The following is a 21,442-nucleotide window of genomic DNA, read 5'->3' on the forward strand; positions in this document are numbered from 1 at the left end:
GCAATGTTAATAGCATTCCAGTCATTGGCTAGTTTTTCATTATCATCACCAGAACATTCAATAAACTCGTCTTTTAGAGAACAGTTATCTAAGTTCGGAGCAATTGTATCAACCACAGATATAGTTTGCGTATCTGAAATTGAATTACCGCACTCGTCAGTAGCAGTCCAAGTTCTAGTAATTGTTTCTGTAGATCCGCAAGCATCAACAGAATCATCACTGAATGTGATCGTTACACCTCCGCAGTTATCAACAGCTGTTGCACTTCCGGTATCTGTTGGGTCAGTACTTTCGTTACATTCTATGATGACATTCACTGGCATACTCAATGTAGGAACTTCATTATCTTCAATGATAATAGTTTGAATTTCTGATACTGAATTTCCACAGTCATCTGTGGCAGTCCATGTTCTAGAAATAGTTTGAGTGCTACCACAATTTGTAGTAGAAGTATCTGTATAATTTAAGGTGACACTTCCACAGGTATCTAAAGCGGTTGCTGTTCCCGTATTAGGGGGATTAGTGTTTTCTCCACATTCTCTAACTTTATTTGGAGGAATTGTAATCGTTGGAGGTGTTGTATCTACAACAGTAATAATCTGGGTGTCTGTTGACGTGTTTCCACAATCATCTGCAGCAGTCCAAGTTCTAGTAATTGTTTCTGTAGATCCGCAAGCATCAACAAAATCATCACTGAATGTTATAGTTACATTTCCGCAGGTATCAGTAGCTGTTGCATTACCTGTGTTTGTTGGACTTGTATCATCATTACACTCTATATTTGTATTTGATGGTACTAATAGGGATGGAGGTGTTGTATCTTGAATAACGATAGTTTGTACATAAGAATCTATAGTCACTCCACATTCGTCTGTAAATGACCAAGTATTTGTATAAGAACCATTACTCGGACAATTTGTCTCTGAAACAAATGGCCCAGAAGTTTTAATTAATGTAAAATTACACTTATCAGTATTGGGTTCTAGGTTTTGTGCGTCATTGATAGCGTCAGTAGTAGAACAATCAATAATAACATCTAAAGCATTAGGTATCGTTGCCCAATTGACTTCAGGTTGAATTATATCAATAATTAAAGGTAATAGGTCTCCTTGATTACAATCTCTTATAGATGCAGAACTAAGGGTTGTTTGAACATTTGGATTTTGAACACCTGTATAAGATGCTATAAACTGAATCTCAAAATCTAAGTCACAATCCGTTTGTAAAAAATAACAGTCGTCTTGAATTTGAAGATCGAATAGAACTTCCAATATATTATCACCTACATCTAGCATGCCATCATCAAAAGAAAACAGGGCTTCTCTAGTATTAATATCATAGTCAAGTGTAATACCCGATGGTAAGTTATTTGCAGAGACACCTGTTATTTGTGGAGGTAGAATACCTGAAACTGTTAGGTTTTGAGCACTATCATTTCCTCTATTGAACATATCAAAACTAAAACCTAGAGATGAACCTGGTATTGCAGGACTACTCCCAGACTCTAAAACTAAATCAATTGGAGCAAGATCCGGAGCCCAAACTTCAATAGATAGACCTAAAAGGTATAAGCCATAAGTCTCTTGGTCTGATGTTAATCTAAATGTCGCTGAAGATTGATTGTTAGCAATTGCTGTATTTAGAGTGTTTGCTAAGTTAAATATGCTAGCATCAAAGCCTAAAGTGTTTAAACTTGCTGGATTTCTATTAATAAAATTGATTCCTCTATCAGTGATTTTACTGTTAAAGAAGTTTGTTGAAAGCCGTTGAGCAGTAGAAATATCTTGGTAGACTCCTAAAACATTTCTTATTTGCAGCATGTCTCCACCTAAATCTCTATCTCCTTCTAAAGCGCCAATTAAAATATCTGCATCTACATTGCCATTTGGTACAGTTTGAAAACCGTCAAAGACAATATCAAAGTTATTATTTGATGCCGTAACTTGAGCATAACCGTCGTATAAACTAATATTTTTTGAAGGTAATTTTGGGCTTTCATAAACAAATACAATTTGCCAACCACCAGAGGTACCAATATTTGTAAAATCATGACCTGTAAGACTACCAGTTTTGGCTTCTACATTTGCAACTTGATATTTACCATATGCAGATCCTAAGTTTTGGACTTCGTTAGTAATATCTTTAAAACAAATATAGGGATCGTTATCGATATGAGTAGCTCTATCTCTTCCTCTATACACAATCTCGTCAGCTGTAATAGTAGTATATGTATTTTGTCCTGGTAACATTAACTTCACATCATTGTAGTTCCAGTTAGGTTGATTTTCAGAATTAATATTATTAGTAGGTTCTCTATCGGCAGCAGCCCAATATAAATAGACTTTGTACATTGATAAACATGCGAGATGAGGCTCAGGATTAACAAGGTTTGCACTACTAGAATTAAATGTAGTATTGTCATTATCAATATCTACAAATACATTATTGTTAAAAGAATGATTTCCAGAATTACCGTTATAGTTTTGTGTAGAAGTTCTAGAAAGCACATTGTTAGCAATCATGCAAACATCACCTTTAACAGTTTCATTGAGACGCGCTTCGAAAGAATCTAACACTTGCGCATTTGCAAAAAGACCAAAGCATATAGCAAGTATAGCAATGAGATTTTTGAAGGTATTATGATTAATAGCAGTTTTCATAAATACATTTTATTTTACTTAACTATCTCTAGTTAAATTTGGGACTTAGTTTTAATATTTTTGATACATCGTTCATAATTTTCACAAACGCTTATATATAAATTTGTAATTTACTTTTGACGCTTACTTGACTTCATTACATTTTGTAACTCTACAAGTTAGTGTTTTACCTTTGGTACTGAACATCATTAAGGTGTTAAAATACTTTGTAATGCGATTTAAAAAATAAATATAACTAATAGAAACCTTCTCGGGCACAATTAGTGGTGTAAAATATTTTGAGGGAAGAACATTGTTAACCAATGCGTGTTAAATGGATATTAATATATTTTTGATTTGGGTTTAAAAGGCGTTAATTTAACTTCACAAATGAACTAAATACAAATTCGTTTGACAAATTTAAATGCTAAAGGGCGCAAAATACTCGTTAAAACGGAATAATACAACATTTTATCGATAAAAAATGTATTTAATCGGATATGGATGAAAACACTTATACTAGTTAGGCACGCCAAATCATCATGTAAACATAATGTTGACGACAAAGATAGACCGCTAAATAATAGAGGAAATAATGATGCAGAATTAGTGTCAAGAGCCTTTAAATGTAAAGATCTAGAGCTAAAGCACATTTATTCAAGTCCAGCCAATAGGGCCTTGTCAACATGTAAAATATTTATCAATAATTTGAATATTGAAAATGATAAAATTATAATTGAAAATGATTTGTATGATTTTGGAGGAGATCAAGTCATTAGTTTTATTAAAAAGTTAAACCAAAATTATCAAAATGTTATGATTTTTGGCCATAACCACGCTTTCACATCTATTTGCAATATATTTGGTGATTCTTTTATTGATAATCTTCCTACAAGCGGATTAGTCGTCATTGATTTTGATGTTAATTCATGGAGTGATATTAATAAAGGATGTACCAGATTTACGATTTTTCCAAGAGATTTAAAACAATGACAAAAGATAAAAACAGTTATATAAATAGAGAGTTAAGCTGGCTTCAATTTAATGATAGAGTATTACAAGAAGCTGCTGATGAAAGTGTCCCTCTAATTGAACGTTTTCGTTTTTTAGGGATTTTTTCTAATAATTTAGATGAATTTTTTAAAGTACGTTATGCTACCGTAAAGCGAATTGATGAAGCAGGAAAAGGTGGTAAAAGCGAGTTAGGAATGAAAGCTTCTGAGCTTCTTGAAATTATCACTCAAGTTGTTATAAAACAACAAAGTACAAGTTTAGATATATTAGCTAATATTGGTGAAAAGCTAGAAAAGGAAAGGATTTTTATTGTTGATGAAAAAACAATTAAAAAAGACCATCATGACTTTATAAAAGACTATTTTATTCAACAGGTTAGTCCTGCGTTAGTTACTATAATATTAAATGATTTATTAGAATTGCCGGTGCTTAAAGATATTTCTGCTTATTTAGCAATAAAAATGGAGCTTACCAGTGGGAAAAAGCAATATGCTCTTATTGAAATTCCTAAATCAATGGACCGTTTTATTGTTTTACCCTCTGCGGGAGATAATAGCTATATAATGATTCTAGATGATTTATTGAGGTATTGTATGGATGACATTTTCAATATCTTTAATTATAATAGTATTACTGCTAATATGATTAAAATAACAAGAGATGGTGAGTTGGATTTTGATAGTGATCTGAGTAAAAGTTTTATTGAAAAGTTATCTGATAGCGTAAAAGATAGACAAATTGGTGATCCAGTTCGCTTTGTTTATGATAAAACAATTGATGAAGAGACATTAGTATATCTTATGTCTAAAATGGGCATTGAATCTAAGGATAGTGTTATTCCTGGAGGTCGTTATCACAATAGGAGAGATTATATGGGGTTTCCTAGTCTTGGAAGAACAGATTTATTATATGATAAAATAATTCCTTTACCAGTAAAAGGGTTAAGTATTCAAAACAGCATTTTTAGTTCTATTTCAAAAAAAGATTATTTGCTCCATACACCTTATCAAACATTCTCCTATGTTGTTAAGTTTTTGCGTGAAGCCGCTCTTGATCCTCAAGTTAAATCTATTAAAATTACTATTTATAGATTGGCGCAAATCTCACATATTGCGAGTTCTTTGATTAATGCAGCAAAAAATGGAAAAAAAGTAACTGTTGTTATAGAATTAAGAGCACGTTTTGATGAGCAAGCCAACATTGATTATGCGGAGCAAATGCAGGATGAAGGTGTTAATTTACTATTTGGTGTTCCAGGATTAAAAGTTCATAGTAAAATTTGTGTTATAGAGCGAGAAGAAGACAATTCTACAAAGCGTTACGGATTCATAAGTACCGGAAACTTTAATGAATCGACAGCCAGAATTTATACTGACTTTACTTTATTTACAGCGAATCAAAAAATATTAAAAGATGTTAACATGGTGTTTAATTTTTTTGACACTAATTATCGCATATATAGATATAAACATATCATAACATCTCCTCATTATACGAAATCGAAACTATTTACACTTATTGATACAGAAATTGATAATGTAAAGGATGGAAAACCAGCATTTATTAAACTGAAATTAAACAGTATTTCAAGTTATAAAATGATTGACAAGTTATACGAAGCGAGTAGAGCGGGTGTTAAAATTCAAATGATAGTGAGAGGTATTTGTTGTTTAGTTCCTGGCGTTACAGGAATGAGTGAAAACATTGAAGTTATTAGTATCATCGATAAATTTCTAGAGCATACTAGAATGTATGTTTTTTGTAATAATAATGATACTAAAGTTTATATTTCTTCTGCAGATTGGATGACGCGTAACATAGAAAATAGAGTAGAAGTAAGTTGTCCCATTTATCAAGATGATATTAAAAAAGAATTGTTAGATGTTTTTGATATTTGTTGGAGTGATAATGTAAAGGCTAGAGTAATTGAAAGTTCTCAAAGTAACGAATATAGAAAAGATAATAAAGTTAAAGTTAGAGCACAATTTGCGCTTTACGATTATTTTAAAGAAAAACTGAATTCATAGTATGTTAACCATTAAAAAATATGCAGCAATAGATATAGGGTCTAATGCCGTTAGACTTTTGATTGCCAGTATTATAGAACAAAAAGGACAACCAGTTAAGTTTAAGAAAACCTCTCTAGTTCGTGTTCCAATTAGACTTGGAGCAGACGTGTTTTTAAATGGAGAGATTTCCGAAGACAATCAAAAGCGCATGTTAGACACTATGACTGCCTTTAGGTTATTAATGCAATCACATAAGGTTATTACCTATAAAGCTTGTGCTACTTCTGCAATGCGAGAGGCAGATAATGGAGTCGAACTTTCTAAACTAATCTCAAAAAAAGCAAAGATTCATATTGATATTATTGGAGGAGAGGAAGAGGCAGCTATTATCGCTGCTACCGATTTAAATTCATATATAAAAGAAGATAAAACGTATTTATATGTAGATGTTGGTGGCGGTAGTACAGAGTTTACTGTGATTCATCTTGGCAAAACAGTAGCATCAAAATCATTTAAAATAGGAACCGTAAGGCTGCTTAATGATATTGTTAAAAAAGAGACTTGGCAAGAGCTTGAGAGTTGGATAAAAACAAACACAAAAGGGTATGATGTTGTCGATTTAATCGGTTCTGGTGGTAACATTAATAAAATATTTAAAATTTCTGGTAAAGCAATGGGTAAACCGTTAACCTACTTTTATTTAACGTCGTATTATAATAAACTTCAAACGTATTCTTACGAAGAACGTATTACTGAGCTCGAACTTAATCCTGATCGTGCAGATGTTATTATTCCTGCTACAAGAATCTATTTATCTGCTATGAAGTGGAGTGGAGCGAAGGATATGTATGTGCCTAAAATTGGGCTTTCAGATGGAATAATAAAAAGTGTTTATTTTAAAACAGTATCGAGTATTGATTTATAAATAAGTAGACCTTGAAACCATTTTAAGCTCAGAAAATCAATATTTATTTTTTAATTTTAAATTTCATCCTATATTTACAGTCTCAAATCTTTGCTAAAAGCTAGCCTGATTTTGAGGTTATTCTCCTAAAAACGAGAAGCCTAATTAAAATATTTATGCAAATGAAATCATTATTACTTACTCTATTATTTGTGATAGTAACAACGTTATCTTTCTCACAAGAAGTTAGTTATGGTATAAGGGGAGGATTAAATATCTCAAATTTAGATTTTGATCCCGACCCTACATTTAGTAACCAGCATAGAAATGGATTTGCCTTTGGAGGATTCGTTGATTATGGTGTGACAGAGCAGTTTTCTATTCAATTAGAGGTTCAATATTCTGCAGAAGGAGCAAAAGCAGATGAGTTAAGAGCAGATTATATTCAAATGCCAATCATGGCACGTTTTAGTTTGGGTGAGAAATTCACTGTTGGTATAGGACCCATGGTAAGTTTAAAATCTTGGGAAGAGCAAGACGTTTTCTCAACGTTTACTTTTTCTGGTGTTGGAGGAGTAGAGTATATGATTACAGATGAGTTATTCGTCGATGCTCGTGTCCATTATGGCTTAAGCAATATTCTCGATAAAGATTTAACAAATCTAGAAGCACAAAATACAACGATACAATTTGGCTTCGGAATTAGAATCTAATTACAATATCATATAAAAATAAAAAAGCTTCAATATTGTATTGAAGCTTTTTTATTATCCATGTATGGTCTCTGTTTTACTTAAATCTTTCATAATATCTGCTTCATAATTAAGTAGCTGTTGCCATTTTTCATCCACGTCTTTACGGTCACCATATTGTCTAGCAAAACCTAAAAACATCGTGTAATGATTAGCTTCACTTACCATTAATTTCCTGTAAAATTCTGCGAGTTCTTTGTCTTTAAGTTCTTCAGAGAGTAATCTAAAACGCTCACAACTTCTTGCTTCAATAAGTGCCGCATATAGAAGTCTGTGTACCAATTGCGTTGTTCTACTCCCGCCTTTTGGGAAAAACGTAATTAATTGAAGCACATAATCATCTTTACGATCACGTCCTAAGACCCAACCATTTGCTATAATTTTATCATGTACCATTTTAAAATGACTAATCTCCTCTTTTACGAGCGCAGTCATCTCAGTAACGAGATCTGAATATTCTGGGAAGCTTACAATTAATGAAATCGCGGTACTCGTAGCCTTTTGCTCACAATACGCATGATCTGTGAGGATCTCTTCAATGTTTTTCTCGACGATATTGACCCAACGAGGATCTGTAGGTAATTTTAATCCTAACATAACTAACTGTGGTCTTTTATTAACGTTAAACGTTCGTTTCCTGATCTGTCAATCAAGATTTCATATAATTTAAAGGCATTATTCTTTGGATTCATTATAGATATACCCAAAGATAATCTTTCAGTATCAGACTGTTCTTGATTCACCCAAACATGTTCTAGTGTGGCATTATTCCAGAAATCTGTGGATTCAAAATCTCTAAATTTTTCTACGGAAATGTGCTTACTATAAATAATTTTATTTGCAACAGCAACAACGATATCAGATGCGAAAACACGATGATATTGAGATGTTCTATTTAGGTTTTTTATAGACTTCTGGATTAATATTTCATGGTCCATCAAAGTATAATTCTTAACACTGACTTTAAATGTTTTAGAAATTATAGAATCAGTTTTAATTTCAGTATAACTTTCTGGATAATAATATTTTAAGTCAATTAACTTCTCTTTTTTATTAAAGTTTGAAACGGCATCATTTATACAGTCAATTTTACTTTTTCTATGATCACAAGACGTTAAGATGACTAGTAAAATTACAAGAATAAAAAGAACTATTTTTTTCATGTTGAATGTTCTAGATATCTAAGCCAAAAGTTTGTCTTAGTAATTCAATATTTGGGTTTTTCTCTTTGAGTTTTTCGTATTTATCTTCGGCTGTAAAGGCATATTTTTTAGAGATCTCTTCGTTAACAGTAATGACTATTTTTAAATCGAAATTCCGCAGTGTTTTCTTCACAAATTCCATTAAAGGATATTGAGATCTCTCTAATTCTATTTTTAATGTTTCATTAGGATAAGCTAGATGTATGTCTGTGCCTTTTAGTTTTGGTGTATCCATTTCTAATATGGAAGCCATTATTTTTTCTCCTTTTTTATGAAGTGCTCCAATATAAGTATTCCAGGTTTCAATAAATTGCTCTTCTGTGAATTCTTCCGTCGGTAAATCATCTACATCAATCACAACTTCCATTTGTCGTATTTGATGTTCTTTTTTTGCTCTAATACTTTTTAATGACAACCCAGAAGTGCGGTGTTCTTTCTTTATATCAGTTTTAGCTCGAGGTTCTCCAGCTAAAACAGGAGTATTAACAACTTTTTTATCTTCCTTTGGACTGCTTTGCTCTGCAGATTGGTCCTGAGAAACTTTTGAAACGTCAATAGACTTTTCTTTATGGATCGTAACAGGAATAGGAGTAATCCCTTTTGCCTTGAAGTAAGATGCCGGAATTATGTAATGTTTGCTATTTTTTTTTTCTCCATCAAAAGTGATAGAGGCAAGCTGCATGAGACAAAGTTCAACCAGAAGTCGCTGGTTTCTACTGCCTTTATATTTTAAATCGCAATCATTGGCGAGTTCAATACCTTTTAGAAGGAAATTTTGAGATGATTTTTTAGACTGCTCTAAATATTTAGCTTTTGTGTCATCGCCAACTTCAAGGAGTTCTATCGTTTTTTCATTCTGGCAGACTAGCAAATCTCTAAAATGAGACGCCAATCCTGCAATATAATGATGACCATCAAATCCTTTTGATAGTGTTGTATTAAACTGAATTAATAACTCAGGTATTTTATTCTCTAAAATAAAATCAGTGCTTGTAAAGTAAGTTTCATAATCAAGAACGTTTAAATTCTCAGTTACAGCTTGCCTAGTGAGCTCTTTTCCAGAGAAACTAACTACACGATCAAAAATAGAAAGCGCATCACGCATGGCGCCATCTGCCTTTTGAGCGATAATATGTAAGGCGTCATCTTCTGCATTGATGCCTTGCTCTTTAGCAATATATTTTAAATAGTCTTTAGCATCTTTTACAGTAATACGTTTGAAATCAAAAATTTGGCAACGTGATAAAATAGTTGGGATGATTTTATGTTTTTCGGTAGTTGCTAAGATGAAAATACAATGTTTTGGCGGCTCTTCTAAGGTTTTAAGAAATGCATTAAAAGCTGCTTGCGACAACATGTGTACCTCATCAATGATATAGACTTTGTATTTCCCCACTTGTGGCGGAATACGAACTTGATCTGTTAGACTCCTAATATCATCAACTGAGTTGTTAGAAGCAGCATCCAATTCAAAAATGTTAAAAGCAAAATCTTCTTCTCCAGTTTCTTTACCATCACTATTAATCATTTTTGCCAAAATACGAGCACAAGTTGTTTTACCAACACCCCTTGGGCCAGTAAATAAAAGTGCTTGCGCCAAATGATTGTTTTCAATGGCATTCAATAACGTGTTCGTAATAGTTTGCTGCCCAACAACATCCTTGAATGTCTCGGGTCTATATTTGCGAGCTGATACTACGAAGTGTTCCAATGTTTATTGAGCTAATTAATATTGAATTAGTACTAAGAACAAAGTTAGATATTCAACACCCAAAAATAAGAATTATGGGGCTTTAAATTGGAAGTAGTTATTAACAAAAAATATTAAATCTGGACTTTACTTAATACTTTTTACGATTTTATTAATATCACTATGTGAAGTTTGACCGTTGCCATCTCCAGACATGCCAATACTAATTCCAGGAGCTATATAGGTTAATACTTCACCGTTTAAAGAGTTTATAACATATTGCAGATACAGTTGTTTACTAACTTTCTCTGATCCACTTGTGTTTGTTATCTGAATAGCTGGAATAGGTCTTATATATGCAATATTTTCTATTTTTTCAATAATAGCTTTGTCTATTATTTCTTTACTGACAATTTTATATTCGTAGGGATAAATTGTTTTTATTTTCTTTTTAAGGTTGGATGTTATTAATTGTTCATCCAACAATAACGTTTTGGTTTTTAATTTAATAGCCCGTGCTTTAAATTCTTTTTTTAGATCTTTTCTACTCTTATTTCCAGATTTAAGTTCAATTCTACCATTTAAAAAATGTTGAATTTGTTGAACAATAAAAGTTGCATCTGCGTTATTAATAACCTTTTCTGTAGCATATAACATTGCATATACAGGTATTTTTTTATCAGTTAATCCAATTTCAAATGTATTTTCTGGAATACTTCCCCAGAAGGAAAAATGACTTGCCTGTCGGGTAAAGTTTTTGAAAAATGCAAATTTAATTTTTTGCGAATCATTGTTTTTTATTGCATTAAGTTCCTCCCAAGTAATGTATTTAATTTCTTTAGAAAGTTTTCATTCTAATTTAAAGGCATCTCTTATAGATTGATTATACAGTGAAATTAAATTTTTATAATTATTTAATTCCTCTGGATTATCACTTAACTTTTTTAAGGTTTTTGGGTTTTCATTTTTAAGAACCACAAGAAGAGTTCTTTTTTTTATTTCTAAAATATCATCCAAATTATTAAAGCTAATATGGGCATGGATAGAAGACATTGAAAAAAGAGCAAGTAACAGAAATGATATAATGTTTTTCATGTTTTAAATTTTAAAATTTGGCATTGCAACTAATAATAACATTATTAATAATAAAATTTCAGACTATTAATTATAACTTTGCTATTAAGTAATTCGCCTTATCGCAGAGACCTTGCGTCTCTGAGGAAAGTCCGGACACCATAGTGCAATCATAGTGGCTAACAGCCATCCATCGCGAGGTGAGGAAAAGTGCAACAGAAAGTATGTACAGGTCATGCTGTAGTGAAACCAGGTAAACTCTATGTGGTGCAATGTCATGTAAACTAGTGCTTGAGCGTACACGCGCGATACTAGAGGGTAGGCAGCTAAAGTTTGCTGGTAACAGTAAACGTAGATAAATGATAAGGATGCTAACATGATTTATCATCGTTAGTATACAGGATCCGGCTTATAGATTTACTTAAACATAAAAAACCCTTTACAACTTGTAAAGGGTTTTTGTATTCATAACGGAGTGGTTGGTTATATAAAAACAGCTTTAGTTAGTTGCAGTTTCCTCTGCTGCTGCTGCTGCTGCTGCTGCTGCTGCTGCCAAAGCTTCTATTTCCTTATTCATTTCTGTTCCATCGAAATAAATATGCTCTTCTACAATTTTGCCTTCTATAAATTGCACAGCTAAATGCACAGGAAAAGATATGTCTTTGTTATTAGCAGCTAATTTCCCATTGTGTGTCGCCCAATAATACACCCAAGTTTCTTTTTCTTTATCCAAAACCATTTCGGTATATTCTTCTTCCCTATCAAATCCGTATGATAAAAAGACTGAAGTGGATTCTTGCAAGCCTTTCACTCTTTCATCAACAGAAATATAATCTTTAGAATTTACATAAATTTTAGCGGTATCGGCAAAATGGCTTCTCCATGTGTTCCAATCTCCAGATTCATAGGCATCAATTCCAGCTTTTAAAGTGTTAATTTCTTCAGAATTGGGAAAGTAGCGTTGTTCGGTTTGCTTTTGACAAGCTGTGAACAGAACAATAGTTAGTGTTATTAAAATTATATTTTTCATAATGAATTAATTATTAGATGGATTATAACTCAAATCAGGTCTTATTTCAGCTTCAACTTGATCATACCTCTTTGCTAATTTAATTACGTTAAACATTGTTGCTTGGCCTTCATCACCCATAGCTTCTTTGTTAGCTAAACCACTTTGTGCAACTTCAATATCATCTTTTCCAGATATGACAACCATATAATAGTTTTCTTCACTGCCAAATCCGCTATGAAATACATCGTAACCTGTCTTGACATTTTTAGATTGAAATAGTGCTTTAACATTTGCCATGGCTTCTTTCATAGCTTGTCTATCTTTTGGTGCGTAATATAAAAGATGGTATTCTCTGTGATTTTTCCCATCTGTATTATATCCGTCAGGCATGAAAGATAATTCTGCTATGCGATGCACTACAGAATCGCTATGAGAATCATAGCATTGTTCCATTTCTCCTAACATTTCTTTTACAGCTTCTGCCCCCATTTTTTCAGAAAGATTACCCATAGGGTTTTTGTCTAGATCAGCCATACTGCTAATGGGTGTTATGTAAACATAGCGGCCGTCTTCAACACTTATGGCAGTCCAGTTAGCATCAGCTATTTTATGCTTTACACACGCCTCTTTCATTTGCTTTGCAAGGGACTCATATTGAGGCATCATTTCAAATTTGACATTGTCTGTGTGCACAGCTAACATTGTTGGCATGTCTTGTGCATTTGCCAAATTAAGAGCAAATACTAGTGTGCATAGGAGTATTAATCCGTGTTTAAAAATTCTCATAATTAATTAATTTTAGTTAATATATTGATTGCGTAATAGCCAATAATTAACCATATCAGAGTAGAGTGCTGTAAATTGGAGGACAATTTATAGGTATTAAAATGAGTTAAAACTCAGATTTTAAGCATTATAAAGATATGAAAAAAAATTAAATCATTATTTAAACTACAAATAAACTTATAATTTGACATTTAAAATAAAGAAGAGATACTGATAATGAAAATAAGGTATATTTACTTGAAAAAACTAAACATGTTACCACCATAGCCCTTAGAATGAGAATAGTGATCTAGATGAGATAAATCTGTGTATTTAGAATGTTCAACGATTAATAACCCATCTGTTTCTAACAATGAATTTTGAAAGACTAACTGGGGGATTTTAGCAAATTCTTCAGTAGGGAAATCATAAGGAGGATCTGCAAAGATTATAGTATGCTGTTGTTTAGTTTTTTCCAAGAATTTAAAAACATCACTTTTAATAGTTGAAATTGACATTTCAAAACTCTCTGCCGTTTCGTTAATAAATTTAATACAGCCAAAATTCATGTCAACTGCAGTAATCTGTTCTGTACCTCTAGAGGCAAACTCATAACTGATGTTACCCGAACCAGAAAATAAATCTAAAACAGAAATATCTTCAAAATAATATTGATTGTTAAGGATATTAAACAGAGACTCTTTAGCCATGTCTGTAGTTGGTCTTATTGGTAATTTTTTTGGTGCAGTAATTCGACGTCCTTTATATTTTCCTGATACTATACGCATTAGCTAAAGCTGTTTAATAAAGTAAAATCACTATGATTATAATTTAAATTATTTTCAATAATGTAAGTGTAGTTAGGTTTGGAAAACGCTACAAACCTTATGTATTTATAAATAATTTTAAAAAGTTCATCATCCTTATTAATAGTACCAATTAGAACTGTTTTGATAGTTTCGGGATTTAGTTTTAATTGTTCTAAAGTGAACAAAATATAATAGATAAAGTCTTCTTTAGTACTATATTCGAACGTATTGTAAAATATAAGGTCTTGGTTTTTAATAGCTATAATCTCAAAAGAAGAGCTATTCACATTAATATGTAATGTAGTCGCTGTATCGTTTGGTATTATTTGCAATAATGTGTCAATCAATACCGTGGAGGAATGTTTGTAATCAAAGCTACCAAAGGTTTCAAATATGTAGTTATTAATATTCATCAAAGGCACATAAACATTTACACTGTCGTTAGCAGTTAAACAATCATAACTTATATAGTCTGTTTTCAAAATCTTCGCATTGAATTTTAAGTAGTCTGCCATATGATTTTCATCAAATAATTCTTTAGGCACAAGACAAGATAATTCATTTTGATAAATACAAATAACAGAGTCAAATGGTTGTTGAAGTTCTCTATTAGATTCAATAGAACTTTTCAGATCATTTAATAATTCATAAGGTGTTGCCTTTTTTTCTAAATGAACATGTTTAATAAGCTCAATAGTTTTATTAGAGCGATTTAAAATACAAAAAGAAAGTCCACTCAAACGAATTTGAATGGACAATGCTTTTATACTGTTTAGTTTCAAATCTTTAGTCCTTGTTACTTAAGTTTTTAGGCCAGTTACCTTTGGTGTCTGCTTCTTGCATAGAACCAACTTGTAATTTAGGACCTCTTACACCGTCTACTGACATGACTTCCTTTTCTTTTGCTACCAAGTTTTTATCTTGATCAAATAAAATAACATCCTTATCTACAGACGCTTCAAAAATAGGAATATTAGTTGCTGGCAAAATCCCGGCTTTTAAGTTGATTTTGGTTCCAGATTTTCCAATGCCTTCAGGAAGATTCATCATCGTTTTGTAGCGCGTATCTGCACCAAACAGAGAATCTTTCACAGAAACATAACCTAATGTATCAATCAAAATTAATGATTTAGTCATTTCTACACCACCAAATCGTTTTGTTAATTCTTCATCAATAACAGTTGTGTCTCTACGTTGAGTAATTGTGAATTTCCCTATTTCTATGAAATTAACAAGTTTACCATAATCATCAGTAAACTTTCCAGTCACGGTTTTGTGAGCTAATTCAGCGTCTCTAATATCTTTTAATTTCGCAATAACCACTTTATAACGATCATCTTTAAGCTTATTAAATTTAATCTCGCCATATACAGACATGAACGTTAAATACCCTAAAAAGACAATTAATACCCAAAGTGCTATATTGAGTACTGGTTTTAGTTTTTTAGGTACAAATTTATCGATGAGCCAAACGATACCAATTGTTAGTGCAATTAGGCCAACAACTACAAGAATTACTTTTAACATAGTTAGTGTTTTTTTATTTTGTTAAGGAGTGTTACAAATCTACAATTTTTTTTTTATGGTTAAAACATTGTAGAAAAAATTCAATTAAGGTTGAAAGATATAAAATAACTTTCATAATATATAACAAAATTTGTATTGTGAAGTTATTAAAACAGTTCAGCATTAAACCTTATCTTGCAATTTAATTGCATATCAATTCTTTAGATGATCGCATCAGATTTTTATAAACTACTTATTCATAAGTTTCCATTTAAGCCAACATTAAAACAAACTATTGCTTTAGAGCAGTTATCAAATTTTATATTTGATGATTCTCCCAATGCATTATATCTTTTAAAAGGGTTCGCAGGAACGGGAAAAACGAGTATCACAGGTACTTTAGTTTCTAATTTATGGGAAACGAAAAAAAGTGCTGTTCTTTTAGCTCCAACTGGTCGCGCTGCTAAAGTGATCTCAAATTATTCTAAAAAAGAAGCCTTTACAATTCATAAAAAGATTTATTTTCCGAAGAAAGATCAAGGCGGAGGTGTAAAATTCGTTTTGCAACCTAATAAACATCGCAACACTATATTTATTGTCGATGAAGCTTCAATGATTCCAGATGTACCATCAGATTTTAAAAACCTTGAAAGCTCATCTTTATTAGATGACTTGATGAGTTATGTGTATTCTGGTCATAATTGTAAGGTGTTACTTATTGGTGACAAAGCGCAGTTGCCTCCTGTGAAATCAGATTTATCTCCAGCACTAGACCAACGATTACTAGAGTTAAACTATGATAAAAACGTAACTAGTATTGAGCTTGACGAAGTGGTGAGGCAAAATCAAGATTCTGGTATTTTAAGTAATGCCACTAGAATTCGTGAGGCTATTGAGCATGATTTTTACGAGTCCTTTACATTTAACTTAAATGGTTTTGATGATATTGTAAGACTTATAGATGGTCACGAAGTCATGGACGCTATTAATGATTCATATGGTCAAAATGGTCATGAGGATACAGCAATTATTGTACGAAGTAATAAACGAGCTAATTTGTATAACCAGCAAATAAGAAACCGTATCCTGTTTAACGAAAACGAACTTACGGTAGGTGATTTTTTGATGGTTGTGAAAAATAATTATTTCTGGGTGAAACCAAACTCTGAGGCTGGTTTTATTGCTAATGGAGATATCATTCAGGTATTAGAGATTTTTTCAATTTCAACATTATATGATTTTCGGTTCGCAGAAGTAAAAGTGCAAATGGTTGATTATCCTAATATGAAACCCTTTGAAACCGTACTTCTATTAGATACTATTGAAGCAGAAACACCATCATTACCTTACGAAGAGAGTAATAGGTTGTATCAAGAAGTTCAAAAAGATTATGAAGATGAAACGTCTAAATATAAAAAATTTTTAAAAATTAAAGGCAATAAATATTTTAACGCCTTGCAAGTCAAGTTTTCTTATGCGATCACATGTCATAAATCACAAGGTGGACAATGGAATACCATTTTTGTTGAGCAGCCCTATTTGCCAAATGGAATAGATAGAGATTATATGAGATGGCTCTACACTGCAATTACCAGAGCTCAGGATAAATTGTATCTTATTGGCTTTAAAGATGAATTTTTTGAAGAGGATTGATCACTAGGCGTAGTTCGATTGTCATCAATGAATTGCTTCTAATATGTTCTTCGGAAATTGGAAGATTTCAAAATTTTAACTTTAAAGTCCTGAAGGGTTAAGACCTAATGCTTCACAACAGACACAACTATAAGTATATATCTATGCATTGTTTTATCGAAATAAGTTAATTTGCGAGTATTCGCATACGTGTTTGCGCTTACTCTCCCTTTTTATTTTAATCGATGTGAATTACAAAGCGTCTTAGATTAGGGTTCATACTATCTAGCTCCAGAGTAAGCCATAAAAAAAACGCCCTTTTTTTTATTTTTATTTCAACATAAAAAGAAACCGTAACTAATGAAGATTACATGACTGCCAGCAGTCAGGTACTTATTTTTATTTTATATAAAGGAAAAAAGCATCAATTTATTTTATAATGATTTCAGCAGTTAAATGGTATTAAAGTTTTATTTTTGATACTCCACTAATTTTGTTCAAATGAAGATAATTTCTATGATTCCTGCACGATACAGTGCGTCACGTTTTCCAGCTAAACTTATGCAAGATTTAGAGGGGAAAACTGTCATTTTGAGGACTTATGAGGCTACTGTAGCAACCAAACTTTTTGATGAAGTTTATGTCGTGACAGATAGTAATATTATTTTTGATGAGATTACTTCAAATGGAGGAAAAGCCATTATGAGTGTAAAAGAACATCAATCTGGTAGTGATCGTATAGCAGAAGCTGTTGCAGGTTTAGATGTTGATATCGTTGTAAATGTTCAAGGTGATGAGCCTTTTACAGAGCGAGAGAGTTTAGAAAAAGTTTTAAAGGCATTCACAGATGATCATAACAAAGAGATTGATTTAGCGTCTTTAATGGTAGAAATTCATGATTGGGATGAAATCAATAACCCAAATACGGTCAAGGTTATTGTTGATCAAAATAATTTTGCTTTGTATTTTTCTCGTAGTCCTATTCCATATCCAAGAGATAAAGAAGCTGGAGCTCGGTATTTTAAACACAAAGGTATTTATGCATTTAGAAAAGAAGCTTTGCTAGATTTTTATAAACTCCCAATGCAGTTTATTGAAGCTACCGAGAAAATTGAGTGTATTAGATATTTGGAATATGGTAAGCGAATCAAAATGGTAGAAACTACGGTTGAAGGTGTTGAAATTGATACGCCTGAAGATTTAGAACGTGCAAAAAAACTTTGGAAATAATTGAATAAAAATTACAAACATATAAAAGTCATCGGTTTTGATGCAGACGACACACTTTGGGTGAATGAGACCTATTTTCGTGATGCCGAATTAGAGTTTGCTAAATTAATGGCGCCTTATGAAACGGCTAACAAAGTTGACCAAGAGCTGTTTAAAAAGGAAATGGAAAACCTTCCTTTATATGGCTACGGAATAAAAGGTTTTGTGCTCTCAATGGTTGAAATGGCAGTAGTGATTTCAAATAATTCAGTGTCAAATGAGACGATTACCAAAATATTGAATATCGGTAAAGATATGCTAGATGCACCTGTAGAATTGTTAGATGGTGTTGAGGATACTTTAAAACATGTATCCAAAGAATATAAATTGATAGTGCTAACCAAAGGCGATCTGTTGGATCAAGAACGAAAGTTAGAAAAGTCTAATTTAACCTCATATTTTCACCATATAGAAGTCATGAGTGATAAGCAAGAGGTCAATTATTCAAAAGTATTAGCACATCTGGATATAAAACCGTCAGAGTTTTTAATGATTGGAAATTCTTTAAAATCAGACATTTTACCATTAGTGAATATTGGAGCAGAAGCCATCCATATACCTTTTCATACCACATGGTTACACGAGCAGGTTAATGAACAAGAGATTAAAAATAGAGCATATAAAACGATAACGCATTTATTAGAATTAAAAAGGATATTAAATTAGTGGAAGTTATCGATATAAACACTTGGAAACGTAAGCAACATTACGATCATTTTAGAACACTTAAAGATCCTTATTTTGGAATTAGTTTTCCAGTTGATGTTAGTAAGGCATACGATTTCGCAAAGACTCATGATGTTTCTTTCTTTGGAAAGTATATGCACGATTGCATGAAAGCGATTAATGATGTAGATGAATTAAAACTAAGAATAAAAGACAATCAGGTTGTTAAATATGAAACTATTAATGTATCAGCAACATTAATGCGATCAGATTTAACGTTCGGGTTTTCATATATAGAATTTGATAAAGAATTAGATAAGTTTTTGGAACATATAATTTCAGAAAAAAATAGAATTGAAACCACAGGAGCTTTGTTTCCTTTGCGTAATGATTTAGAATGTATTCATTGCTCAGCAATGCCCTGGGTTAATTTTTCGGGTCACAAAGAACCAATTTCTGGACATGAAGATTCCATACCAAAATTAGCTTTTAGTAAAGCGGTAAAGGATTTTGAAGGTCGATTAATGATGAACGTGTCTATAAATGTAAACCATGCGTTAGTAGATGGTTATCATGTTGGATTATTTGCTGAAAAATTCCAACATTATTTAAATAAATAAAGATAAATCCAACTATGTTTTTATTTTTGTTAAAGAAGAAGAATAGATGAGTTATAAAAATTATCCTATGGTGTCCAGAGTAGTTTTTGGACGAGGCAGTTTTAATCAATTGGGTGATATTATTGAACCTAAACGAGTAAACACTACTGCTCCATTTATATTTCTGGTAGATGATGTATTTAAAGGAAATCCTTTAATCACATCGAGATTACCTTTGGCTTATAATGATCAATTGGTATTTGTGTCGACCAAAGAAGAACCTAAAACTTCTCAGGTGGACGAGATGGTTGAACAAATTATATTAAATCATAAAGATAGACCTTCTGGTATTATAGGTATCGGTGGAGGCACTATTATGGATTTGGCTAAGGCAGTAGCTATAATGCTTACCAATGAAGGTGAAGCTAAAGATTATCAAGGTTGGGATATCGTAAAGAATGCTGCCATTTACCATGTAGGAGTGCCGACTATATCTGGTACAGGTGCCGAAGTATCTAGAACAACCATATTAACTGGACCACAACGAAAGTTAGGCATCAACAGTGATTTCACACCTTTTGATCAAGTAATATTAGACCCAGAATTGACAGTAGGCGTTCCAAAAGAGCAATGGTTTTATACAGGTATGGACTGTTTTGTCCACTGTATTGAATCTCTAAAGGGAACCTATTTAAATGCATTTAGTCAAAGTTATGGCGAGAAAGCACTGGAGCTTTGCCAAGAAATATTTTTAGAAGATACCTTGTCAGATGAAGATTCTCAAGATCAATTAATGATGGCTTCTTGGCATGGTGGTATGAGTATTGCGTACTCACAAGTCGGAGTAGCGCATGCTATGAGTTATGGGCTAGGGTACTTATTAGGTATCAAGCATGGGATTGGTAATTGTATTGTATTTGAACATTTAGAGGAGTATTACCCAGAAGGCGTTGCGATGTACAAAGCCATGAGGAAAAAGCATAATATTTTCATACCTCAAGGGATTTGTTCAAATTTAGGAGATGATGAATTTGATATAATGATTGATGTCGCATTAAGTTTAGAGCCTTTATGGGAAAATGCTATTGGTAAAAACTGGAAACAGATTATTACAAGAGATAAATTGAAAGCTTTATATCAAAAAATGTAATATGAGATGGATAGCTCAGTTTATATATTTTAAGATATTAGGTTGGAAAATCATTGGCAATTTTAACTTCTCAAAGGATACAGTTAAGAAAGCGGTTATCATCGCTTTTCCTCATACGAGTTGGCATGATTTCTTTATCGGACTTTTTCTTCGGAAAATAACAGGTATCAAGACAAACTTTGTTGGTAAGAAAGAATTATTCACTTGGCCTTTTGGTTATTATTTTAGAGCCATCGGAGGTGCTGCCTTAGATAGAACCTCTGGTCAAAATAAGGTTGAAGCCATTTCAAAATTATTTGATGAAAAAGATGAGTTTAGGCTAACGCTCGCTCCCGAAGGTACTCGTAAAAAAGTCGAACAGTGGAAAACTGGCTTTTATTACATCGCCAAAACTGCAAATGTGCCCATAATCATGTTTACTTTGGATTTTAAAAATAAACAAAACAATATTTCAGAGCCTTTTTATCCTACAGATGATATCGAGGCCGATTTTGCTTTTATGAAAGCATTTTTTAAAGATGTTATTGGTAAAATACCTGAGTATTCTTAATCAGATTATAGACTAAAATCATCACTTTGGCATACCTTTTGATTTATGTTAGGTGTAATTAATACTGAAACATAAAGTAAACATAAGGTCCCTAAAAAGAAACAGAATTAATTATTACAGAAGCTACTTAGTTTAATTGAGTGGCTTTTTTGTATGTAGCACCTCAAGTACAAAAAAACTACAACAGTTTATTCTCAAAT

The 21,442-nt window shown here is 32.1% G+C and carries 20 protein-coding genes, 1 other RNA gene and 1 pseudogene; 11 read left to right on the forward strand and 11 right to left on the reverse strand.

Translation table 11 applies throughout. The annotated features are described in order from the left end of the window. Window positions 1-2,660: pseudogene (locus tag H593_RS18840) on the reverse strand (hypothetical protein); the annotation flags it as partial. A 483-nt stretch (window positions 2,661-3,143) separates the two neighbouring features. On the opposite strand from H593_RS18840, the gene H593_RS0109275 reads away from it, so the two are divergent. From H593_RS0109275 to H593_RS0109290, 4 genes are all read left to right on the forward strand, one after another. Beyond that, window positions 3,144-3,632: a SixA phosphatase family protein gene (locus tag H593_RS0109275; RefSeq protein WP_028872200.1), complete on the forward strand. Its 489-nt coding sequence runs from the start codon at window positions 3,144-3,146 to the stop codon at window positions 3,630-3,632. Further along, entirely contained in the window at window positions 3,629-5,680 is a 2,052-nt protein-coding gene (gene ppk1 / locus H593_RS0109280) for a polyphosphate kinase 1 (protein ID WP_028872201.1), read from the forward strand. Before H593_RS0109275 ends, ppk1 begins: the two co-directional genes overlap by 4 nt. A gap of 1 nt (window position 5,681) precedes the next feature. Continuing rightward, window positions 5,682-6,587: a Ppx/GppA phosphatase family protein gene (locus tag H593_RS0109285; RefSeq protein ID WP_028872202.1), complete on the forward strand. Its 906-nt coding sequence runs from the start codon at window positions 5,682-5,684 to the stop codon at window positions 6,585-6,587. A 161-nt stretch (window positions 6,588-6,748) separates the two neighbouring features. Next, window positions 6,749-7,279 (forward strand): porin family protein, encoded by a 531-nt coding sequence (locus H593_RS0109290; protein ID WP_028872203.1) that lies wholly within the window; start codon window positions 6,749-6,751, stop codon window positions 7,277-7,279. Window positions 7,280-7,333: 54 nt separating this feature from the next. Here H593_RS0109290 and H593_RS0109295 read toward each other — a convergent pair whose 3' ends face one another. The 5 genes from H593_RS0109295 to H593_RS0109320 all read right to left on the reverse strand — a co-directional run bounded on the left by H593_RS0109295 (window position 7,334) and on the right by H593_RS0109320 (window position 11,305). Next, on the reverse strand, window positions 7,334-7,915 hold the full coding sequence (locus H593_RS0109295; RefSeq protein WP_028872204.1) for a MiaE family protein: 582 nt from the start codon (window positions 7,913-7,915) through the stop codon (window positions 7,334-7,336). A 2-nt stretch (window positions 7,916-7,917) separates the two neighbouring features. Beyond that, entirely contained in the window at window positions 7,918-8,481 is a 564-nt protein-coding gene (locus tag H593_RS0109300) for a hypothetical protein (RefSeq protein WP_028872205.1), read from the reverse strand. Between the two features lie 10 nt (window positions 8,482-8,491). Continuing rightward, window positions 8,492-10,231: a DNA polymerase III subunit gamma/tau gene (gene dnaX, locus H593_RS0109305; protein WP_028872206.1), complete on the reverse strand. Its 1,740-nt coding sequence runs from the start codon at window positions 10,229-10,231 to the stop codon at window positions 8,492-8,494. 126 nt (window positions 10,232-10,357) lie between these two features. Further along, window positions 10,358-10,867, reverse strand: a complete 510-nt coding sequence (locus H593_RS0109315; RefSeq protein ID WP_028872207.1) for a hypothetical protein — start codon at window positions 10,865-10,867, stop codon at window positions 10,358-10,360. Window positions 10,868-11,059: 192 nt separating this feature from the next. Further along, on the reverse strand, window positions 11,060-11,305 hold the full coding sequence (locus H593_RS0109320; RefSeq protein WP_028872208.1) for a hypothetical protein: 246 nt from the start codon (window positions 11,303-11,305) through the stop codon (window positions 11,060-11,062). A gap of 85 nt (window positions 11,306-11,390) precedes the next feature. Between H593_RS0109320 and rnpB the strand changes: the two genes are divergently transcribed. Further along, window positions 11,391-11,712: RNase P RNA component class A (rnpB, locus tag H593_RS20005), an RNA gene on the forward strand. Window positions 11,713-11,783: 71 nt separating this feature from the next. Here the strand turns inward: rnpB and H593_RS0109325 are convergent. The 5 genes from H593_RS0109325 to H593_RS0109345 all read right to left on the reverse strand — a co-directional run bounded on the left by H593_RS0109325 (window position 11,784) and on the right by H593_RS0109345 (window position 15,397). Beyond that, window positions 11,784-12,314, reverse strand: coding sequence for a nuclear transport factor 2-like protein (locus H593_RS0109325; RefSeq protein ID WP_028872209.1), 531 nt, complete (start codon window positions 12,312-12,314; stop codon window positions 11,784-11,786). Window positions 12,315-12,320: 6 nt separating this feature from the next. Continuing rightward, complete coding sequence (locus H593_RS0109330) at window positions 12,321-13,082, reverse strand: hypothetical protein (protein WP_157588811.1); 762 nt, start codon at window positions 13,080-13,082, stop codon at window positions 12,321-12,323. Window positions 13,083-13,315: 233 nt separating this feature from the next. Then, entirely contained in the window at window positions 13,316-13,849 is a 534-nt protein-coding gene (locus tag H593_RS0109335) for an RsmD family RNA methyltransferase (protein ID WP_028872211.1), read from the reverse strand. Further along, window positions 13,849-14,652, reverse strand: coding sequence for a DUF3822 family protein (locus tag H593_RS0109340; protein ID WP_028872212.1), 804 nt, complete (start codon window positions 14,650-14,652; stop codon window positions 13,849-13,851). Before H593_RS0109340 ends, H593_RS0109335 begins: the two co-directional genes overlap by 1 nt. Window positions 14,653-14,656: 4 nt before the next feature. Beyond that, complete coding sequence (locus tag H593_RS0109345; RefSeq protein WP_037051969.1) at window positions 14,657-15,397, reverse strand: hypothetical protein; 741 nt, start codon at window positions 15,395-15,397, stop codon at window positions 14,657-14,659. A gap of 204 nt (window positions 15,398-15,601) precedes the next feature. On the opposite strand from H593_RS0109345, the gene H593_RS0109350 reads away from it, so the two are divergent. The 6 genes from H593_RS0109350 (at window position 15,602) to H593_RS0109375 (ending at window position 21,242) form a co-directional block, all read left to right on the forward strand. Beyond that, complete coding sequence (locus H593_RS0109350; protein WP_028872214.1) at window positions 15,602-17,029, forward strand: ATP-dependent DNA helicase; 1,428 nt, start codon at window positions 15,602-15,604, stop codon at window positions 17,027-17,029. 480 nt (window positions 17,030-17,509) lie between these two features. Further along, window positions 17,510-18,238 carry a 3-deoxy-manno-octulosonate cytidylyltransferase gene (gene kdsB, locus H593_RS0109355; protein ID WP_037051970.1) on the forward strand — a complete coding sequence of 243 codons (729 nt, stop codon included), beginning with the start codon at window positions 17,510-17,512 and terminating at the stop codon, window positions 18,236-18,238. Beyond that, window positions 18,239-18,943 (forward strand): HAD family hydrolase, encoded by a 705-nt coding sequence (locus tag H593_RS0109360; protein WP_028872216.1) that lies wholly within the window; start codon window positions 18,239-18,241, stop codon window positions 18,941-18,943. Then, a complete protein-coding gene (locus H593_RS0109365) occupies window positions 18,943-19,563 on the forward strand; it encodes a CatA-like O-acetyltransferase (RefSeq protein WP_028872217.1) in 621 nt (206 codons plus the stop codon). The genes H593_RS0109360 and H593_RS0109365 overlap by 1 nt, the downstream gene beginning before the upstream one ends. Window positions 19,564-19,609: 46 nt before the next feature. After that, window positions 19,610-20,692, forward strand: coding sequence for an iron-containing alcohol dehydrogenase family protein (locus tag H593_RS0109370; protein WP_028872218.1), 1,083 nt, complete (start codon window positions 19,610-19,612; stop codon window positions 20,690-20,692). A 1-nt stretch (window position 20,693) separates the two neighbouring features. Further along, window positions 20,694-21,242 (forward strand): 1-acyl-sn-glycerol-3-phosphate acyltransferase, encoded by a 549-nt coding sequence (locus H593_RS0109375; RefSeq protein ID WP_028872219.1) that lies wholly within the window; start codon window positions 20,694-20,696, stop codon window positions 21,240-21,242. Window positions 21,243-21,442 lie beyond the last annotated feature (200 nt).

The sequence above is a fragment of the Psychroserpens burtonensis DSM 12212 genome (genome assembly GCF_000425305.1).
GTDB classification, from domain to species: domain Bacteria; phylum Bacteroidota; class Bacteroidia; order Flavobacteriales; family Flavobacteriaceae; genus Psychroserpens; species Psychroserpens burtonensis.

Excerpts from the sequence above, each read along its gene's own strand:
- H593_RS0109275 (WP_028872200.1), top strand. The coding sequence starts at position 3,144 with ATGAAAACACTTATACTAGTTAGGCACGCCAAATCATCATGTAAACAT.
- ppk1 (WP_028872201.1), top strand. The coding sequence starts at position 3,629 with ATGACAAAAGATAAAAACAGTTATATAAATAGAGAGTTAAGCTGGCTT.
- H593_RS0109285 (WP_028872202.1), top strand. The coding sequence starts at position 5,682 with ATGTTAACCATTAAAAAATATGCAGCAATAGATATAGGGTCTAATGCC.
- H593_RS0109290 (WP_028872203.1), top strand. The coding sequence starts at position 6,749 with ATGAAATCATTATTACTTACTCTATTATTTGTGATAGTAACAACGTTA.
- H593_RS0109295 (WP_028872204.1), bottom strand. The coding sequence starts at position 7,915 with ATGTTAGGATTAAAATTACCTACAGATCCTCGTTGGGTCAATATCGTC.
- H593_RS0109300 (WP_028872205.1), bottom strand. The coding sequence starts at position 8,481 with ATGAAAAAAATAGTTCTTTTTATTCTTGTAATTTTACTAGTCATCTTA.
- H593_RS0109315 (WP_028872207.1), bottom strand. The coding sequence starts at position 10,867 with ATGTTATATGCTACAGAAAAGGTTATTAATAACGCAGATGCAACTTTT.
- H593_RS0109320 (WP_028872208.1), bottom strand. The coding sequence starts at position 11,305 with ATGAAAAACATTATATCATTTCTGTTACTTGCTCTTTTTTCAATGTCT.
- H593_RS0109325 (WP_028872209.1), bottom strand. The coding sequence starts at position 12,314 with ATGAAAAATATAATTTTAATAACACTAACTATTGTTCTGTTCACAGCT.
- H593_RS0109330 (WP_157588811.1), bottom strand. The coding sequence starts at position 13,082 with ATGAGAATTTTTAAACACGGATTAATACTCCTATGCACACTAGTATTT.
- H593_RS0109335 (WP_028872211.1), bottom strand. The coding sequence starts at position 13,849 with ATGCGTATAGTATCAGGAAAATATAAAGGACGTCGAATTACTGCACCA.
- H593_RS0109345 (WP_037051969.1), bottom strand. The coding sequence starts at position 15,397 with ATGTTAAAAGTAATTCTTGTAGTTGTTGGCCTAATTGCACTAACAATT.
- H593_RS0109350 (WP_028872214.1), top strand. The coding sequence starts at position 15,602 with ATGATCGCATCAGATTTTTATAAACTACTTATTCATAAGTTTCCATTT.
- kdsB (WP_037051970.1), top strand. The coding sequence starts at position 17,510 with ATGAAGATAATTTCTATGATTCCTGCACGATACAGTGCGTCACGTTTT.
- H593_RS0109370 (WP_028872218.1), top strand. The coding sequence starts at position 19,610 with ATGAGTTATAAAAATTATCCTATGGTGTCCAGAGTAGTTTTTGGACGA.
- H593_RS0109375 (WP_028872219.1), top strand. The coding sequence starts at position 20,694 with ATGAGATGGATAGCTCAGTTTATATATTTTAAGATATTAGGTTGGAAA.